Source organism: Methanosarcinales archaeon (assembly GCA_014859725.1).
Lineage (GTDB): Archaea > Halobacteriota > Methanosarcinia > Methanosarcinales > Methanocomedenaceae > Kmv04.
The window spans coordinates 1-5,300 of sequence record JACUTQ010000153.1 but is presented as its reverse complement, the minus strand read 5'-3'; the positions used below and the strand labels follow the sequence as shown (position 1 = coordinate 5,300).

The window sequence follows — 5,300 nt, the reverse complement described above, 5'->3', positions numbered from 1 at the left end:
TATTAGTATACATGAACTATTTTACCGATTATTTTGTCAATTTCGGAACCGAATTATCCAAATTATTGCAATCTTTTCTAATAATTCTCACAGCGTACCTGTTAAATATCATAATTGCTACTTTGATCAAACGACGGATACAGGACGTTAAACAACGATATTCACTGAGGAAGACGATCTCGACCCTGATCTCCATTGCAACTGCGGGCATATTGATTACGGTTTGGTTTCGTGAAACGACCTCTTTGATCGTTGCTTACGGGATTATCAGTGCAGGCATCGCCATTGCTCTACAGGATTTATTGAAAAGCGTAGCCGGGGGGGTTATTATATTTATTTCAGGTTCTTTTAAGGCAGGGGACCGGATACAGGTGGGTAACGAAATCGGAGACGTCCTGGATATTAAGATCTTTTATACCTCGCTGATGGAAATCAGGGAATGGATAGATGGCGACCAGTATTCGGGACGAATAATCCAATTACCCAACAGTTTTGTATTAAATTCAACAGTGAAAAATTATACAAGAGATTTTTCCTTCATCTGGGACGAGATCCATCTTATGTTCACCTTTGATAGTAACTGGAAAAAAGCCCAGGATATCACCCTGAAAATAACCCGCGAGATTACTGATCAATTTAAGACATCAGCTAAGAATGAACTTATTGGTCTGGAAGATAAATATCTTATAACATCGGCCGATGTGGAAGATACGATATACACCCAGATAACCGATAACTGGATAGATATGCGCCTGCGATATGTGGTTGACCCGCGAAAGAGAAGAAATATCAAGCATTCAATAAATGAAAAACTTCTTGAAGCATTTGCTCTGGAAAAAGACATTGAAATAGCTTCTGCGAGTTTTGATATCGTAGGCTTTCCCAATCTGAAAATAGACAAATAAAATATTGTCGTATAACATAGGTACCAAAAGAAAAAGAGGGTGAAAAAATAGCGGAAAATCAAGATAAAAAAAGAATTACTGAGATTTTGTGGTATTTGAGCCTCATTCTAACAATGGTGATTCTGATTTTATACTGGAGGATGTACATTGATATCTCAACTTTTAGGAACATAATTGAACCAATTTTACCAAAAATTGTTTTTACTATTATCACTTTTTTTATTGTCAAAATATTTCTGAGAATATCCCTCCCTATCATAAAAAGTGGAATTCAGCATCATTTCAAAGGAAGTGAATGAAAAGTTATCAAGATGCTGTACATTTATTTTGTGTGGTTCATTGCACTGATCATTATTATATCCGGGTTGTTCGGGAGTTTGTCATCCCTGGGAATTTCTCTGACATTGATCGGGGCCGGCCTGGCCTTTGCACTCCAACAGGTAATATTGAGCTTTGCAGCATGGTTCCTGATTTTGATCAAACACCCATATAAGATCGGAGATCGAATATATATCAAAAGCAATGATATTTTGGGTGATGTAGAGGAAATCACCATGCTTTTCACTGTTTTAAAAGATGTTACCGGCGAGGAGACAATTACCGGGAAGAACGTAATAATTCCCAACAGTACCGTATTCCTGGAACCCATAATCAATTATTCCTATGATATCCCCCAGGTCTGGCTTTCTGTTCCGGTAAGTCTGACCTATGAAAGTGATCTGGGCCTGGCTGAAAAGATCATCTTCAATGTTGCCAAAGAGGTGGCTGGCGAGGAGATGAAACATGCAGCGAGATTAATGAGAAATAAAACCCCTGAAAGTGTTCAGGTGGAATTTGCAGATTCAAGTACCATCATAAAAGCAAGGGTCATGTGCCTTCCTAAACGTATCCCAGCCATCAGAAGTGAGATATATAAGAGGGTGCTGGAAGAATTCAACAAGCCTGAATACAAAGATAAAGTAGAGATAGCCTATCCCCACATGGAACTCGTGCTTCACGATGAGGTTATGAGTGAAAATGTGAAAAGGTATCTGGATGAAAATTGATTCATTGGCTGGATTCTGCTGGCATGTTATTAAAAGCCAGTCTGGTAAATTACTTATCAATCTGAAGTAATTCAATTATTTTGTCTCTTGATTTAACAAAATAATATTTCCTCGTCCCTTCTTAATTTTCTGGACAAAACCCCTGGCTTCCAGATCAGTTGTCATCAGGCTCACCTTTGCCTCAGAACAATTTAGTTCCTTCCTCAGATCCTTCTGTGTGACCCTACCACCTGCTCTTTCAATAATCGTAATTATCTCCTTCAGATCCTCAGGGAGAGGGGCAGAAATATCTGGTGGTGATAGCTGAGGCATTTCCTGAGGTTCTTCCTGATACATGTCAGATGCAGCCTCAATCTCTTTTTCATCATGTTGTTTTTGGCGGTAATAATAATACCCAGCGGCTGCTAAAATTATCAATAATAAAATAATTATAAAAATATAATTCCAATCAAAACCTTGATCTTCCCCAATATCAAACGTAACATTGACGATATCCTCACCAGGAAATTCCTCTTCTTCTTCCTCCAGGGGAAACAGCAGGATATCTAAAACAAAATCGCCTTCCTTATCCGTCACTGAAATAATGTCCTCAGAATAATATTCCAGCGTATCATTGTCATAATAACTTGTCTTGATAAGATAATTGCCGGGTGGAAGGTTGAAGGAGTATACACCTGACGTGGCAACCCTGAACTGGACGGGTGTGGAGTTCAATTCTATAAGAGCATTGTCCAGAGGTTCGAAAGTGGACCACTCATAGATGGTACCGTGAATTGTAAAGGCACAGGCTGCAGGAAGGATCAGAATTAGAATGAACAAGGATAATAAGTACCTGATGCTGAACATATGTGGATTTATTCATGTAGTAACATATAAAAAACTTGTTAAGATGGTAAAGACAGATATGACAATCATCGAAATACTGGAATGGTGGTAATTTATTGCTCCTGTGATCGTGGCTGAGAATCTGGTGAAGAAATTTGACGGATTCACTGCCGTAGACGGTGTGACTTTTATGATAGAGGAGGGGGAAATGTTCGGGTTCCTGGGACCCAATGGTGCAGGCAAGACCACTGCCATGAGGATGATACAGTGCGTCTCGCCCAAGACTGGTGGAAAACTGGAAGTGCTGGGTATGGATGTGAACACCCACCAGAGGGAGATTAAACAGGTGCTGGGAGTGGTGCCGCAGGAAAACAATCTGGACCCGGATTTTAATGTTTATGAGAACATGCTGGTGTATTCGCGCTATTTTGACATCCCCCGCCCTCAAGCCCGGCAGATGACAGATAATCTGCTTGATTTTATGCAACTGCAAGAAAAAAGGGATATAATGATCGAGGAACTGTCGGGAGGCATGAAGCGCCGGTTGATCCTTGCCAGGGCACTCATCAACAGTCCCCGTATAATAATACTGGATGAACCCACGGTCGGTCTTGACCCGCAGGCAAGACACCTCATCTGGGATAAACTGCGGAGTATGCAGTCGAAAAAGGTTACCATTGTACTTACTACTCATTATCTGGAGGAGGCAGCCCAGCTGTGCGACAGGCTGGTGATCATGGATTACGGCAGGATACTGCTGGAAGGGTCGCCTGATGAGATAGTGATGGAACAAATCGGAACTGACATTGTGGAAACAGAGAATAATCCGAACGTATGTGCGTGTCTTGATAAAAAAGGCGCTAAATACGAGGTGATGGGGGATATCATACAGGTATATACCAGCGAACCTCAAGAAATTACATCACACCTGTTCAAAGAATGCCAGCTCGGGAAAATAACCGCCCGTTCTGCTACACTTGAAGATGTGTTCCTGAAACTCACAGGAAAAAAACTCAGGGAGTGAAAAAAATGTCCTATTTCAGTTTACCCAAACTTAGCAGCAGGGTAACGACGGTATGGCGTCGAAACTGGGATGTGTTCATGAAGACATACAAAGTGAATTTCTTGCCGCCTTTTATTGAACCGCTGCTGTATCTGTTTGCCCTCGGGTTCGGGCTGGGTACTTTTATAGATGAGATCGAAGGTATGTCCTATGCCCGTTTCATCGCTCCTGCCCTTATTGCAATTTCTATCATGTACTCCTCCTTTTTCGAATGCACCTTCTCTTCCTATGTCCGGATGTACTACCAGAAGACCTTTGATGCCATTATTGCAACACCTTTGAGCATAGAGGAAGTGATAACCGGGGAGTTATTGTGGGGTGCTTCCAGGAGTCTGATCAATGCAACCATAATGCTGCCAGTGTTGTGGGCTTTCGGACTTATCGAACTGCCAGAATCCTTACTTATTATCCCGTTCGCCTTTTTGGCAGGTTTTTTGTTCGCCACTATTGCCATGTGCTTTACTGCCGTCTCACCCAACATAATGGCCCTGAACTATCCTGCATTCCTGTTTATAACCCCTATGTTCCTGTTCACAGGCACCTTCTTTCCACTTTCGCTTCTGCCCGTGCCAGTCCAGTATTTTGCCCTGGCTGTACTGCCCCTGACCCATGTAGTAATTATTGTCCGCTCACTGACGCTTGGAGCCGTCAATGGGATTTTACTCTTAAATCTCATCTGGATCATTGTCACAACTGCGATTTTATTTCTACTTTCAGTGAACCTGATGAAAAGAAGATTGATCACTTAATCATAAGAAAAAATGGCCAGGATAGAGGTTACTGTTAACGAAATTGACAAAGACCTTCACAGCAATCCCAATCCTGAGTATGTAAAGAAACTCGATCAAATAGAAAAAGAAGACAATAAAGTTCATTTTAAAAATATAGACGAATTCGACAGGCAGTTTGGATTATAGGCGATTTTTTCATGTCTTATGAGTTTGAAATTACTGAAACTCTTATTCGAAAGTTCAAAAAACTTCTACTCTTTCCGGATATTGAACATCACGACAAAGTATTTCTGTAAATGTTGTACTGTATGGAGCGGGTGGGGGAGAAGAAACTCTGCTAAAATATTTATAGATTGCGATAAATGAGATCTTGAATGTTTATCCTTAATGTCCGCCGGATTAGGTGTTTCCAATAGTCACCGACCCCGGACATCGCTACGCTCTGTCTTGGGACTGAAAACCATGTGGTCGGTAAGCAATGACACCGTATGTCTATCACGCCTCAATTCTTTTTTCATAGTGGAATCCTTTGAAAAACGCCATATTAAACAATTGGCAAAAGCTCTGTGAAAGTATTATTAGAAATTATATCCTGATTACTTTCAACCCGCTCTATGCTCGGCTTATTACAGGAATGTACCCAACGCTACATATACTCAACACGAGCGTAGACATGAACAATCCATCCCCTCTAGCCGCCGGCCTTGACCTCGCCGGTTTTGAATCATCC

6 protein-coding genes are annotated in these 5,300 nt (G+C 41.3%); 5 read left to right on the top strand and 1 reads right to left on the bottom strand.

Translation table 11 applies throughout. From position 1 onward, the window contains the following. On the top strand, positions 1–905 hold a 905-nt coding region (locus tag IBX40_10785; GenBank protein ID MBE0524803.1), incomplete at its 5' end, for a mechanosensitive ion channel. Between the two features lie 311 nt (positions 906–1,216). Continuing rightward, complete coding sequence (locus IBX40_10780; GenBank protein MBE0524802.1) at positions 1,217–1,951, top strand: mechanosensitive ion channel family protein; 735 nt, start codon at positions 1,217–1,219, stop codon at positions 1,949–1,951. Positions 1,952–2,026: 75 nt separating this feature from the next. Here IBX40_10780 and IBX40_10775 read toward each other — a convergent pair whose 3' ends face one another. Continuing rightward, positions 2,027–2,770, bottom strand: a complete 744-nt coding sequence (locus IBX40_10775) for a hypothetical protein (GenBank protein MBE0524801.1) — start codon at positions 2,768–2,770, stop codon at positions 2,027–2,029. 196 nt (positions 2,771–2,966) lie between these two features. Between IBX40_10775 and IBX40_10770 the strand changes: the two genes are divergently transcribed. From IBX40_10770 to IBX40_10760, 3 genes are read left to right on the top strand one after another with little or no spacing between them, the layout of a single operon-like run. Next, positions 2,967–3,800, top strand: a complete 834-nt coding sequence (locus IBX40_10770) for an ATP-binding cassette domain-containing protein (protein MBE0524800.1) — start codon at positions 2,967–2,969, stop codon at positions 3,798–3,800. A gap of 5 nt (positions 3,801–3,805) precedes the next feature. Further along, on the top strand, positions 3,806–4,588 hold the full coding sequence (locus tag IBX40_10765; protein MBE0524799.1) for an ABC transporter permease: 783 nt from the start codon (positions 3,806–3,808) through the stop codon (positions 4,586–4,588). A gap of 12 nt (positions 4,589–4,600) precedes the next feature. After that, positions 4,601–4,756, top strand: coding sequence for a hypothetical protein (locus IBX40_10760; protein MBE0524798.1), 156 nt, complete (start codon positions 4,601–4,603; stop codon positions 4,754–4,756). Positions 4,757–5,300: the final 544 nt, after the last annotated feature.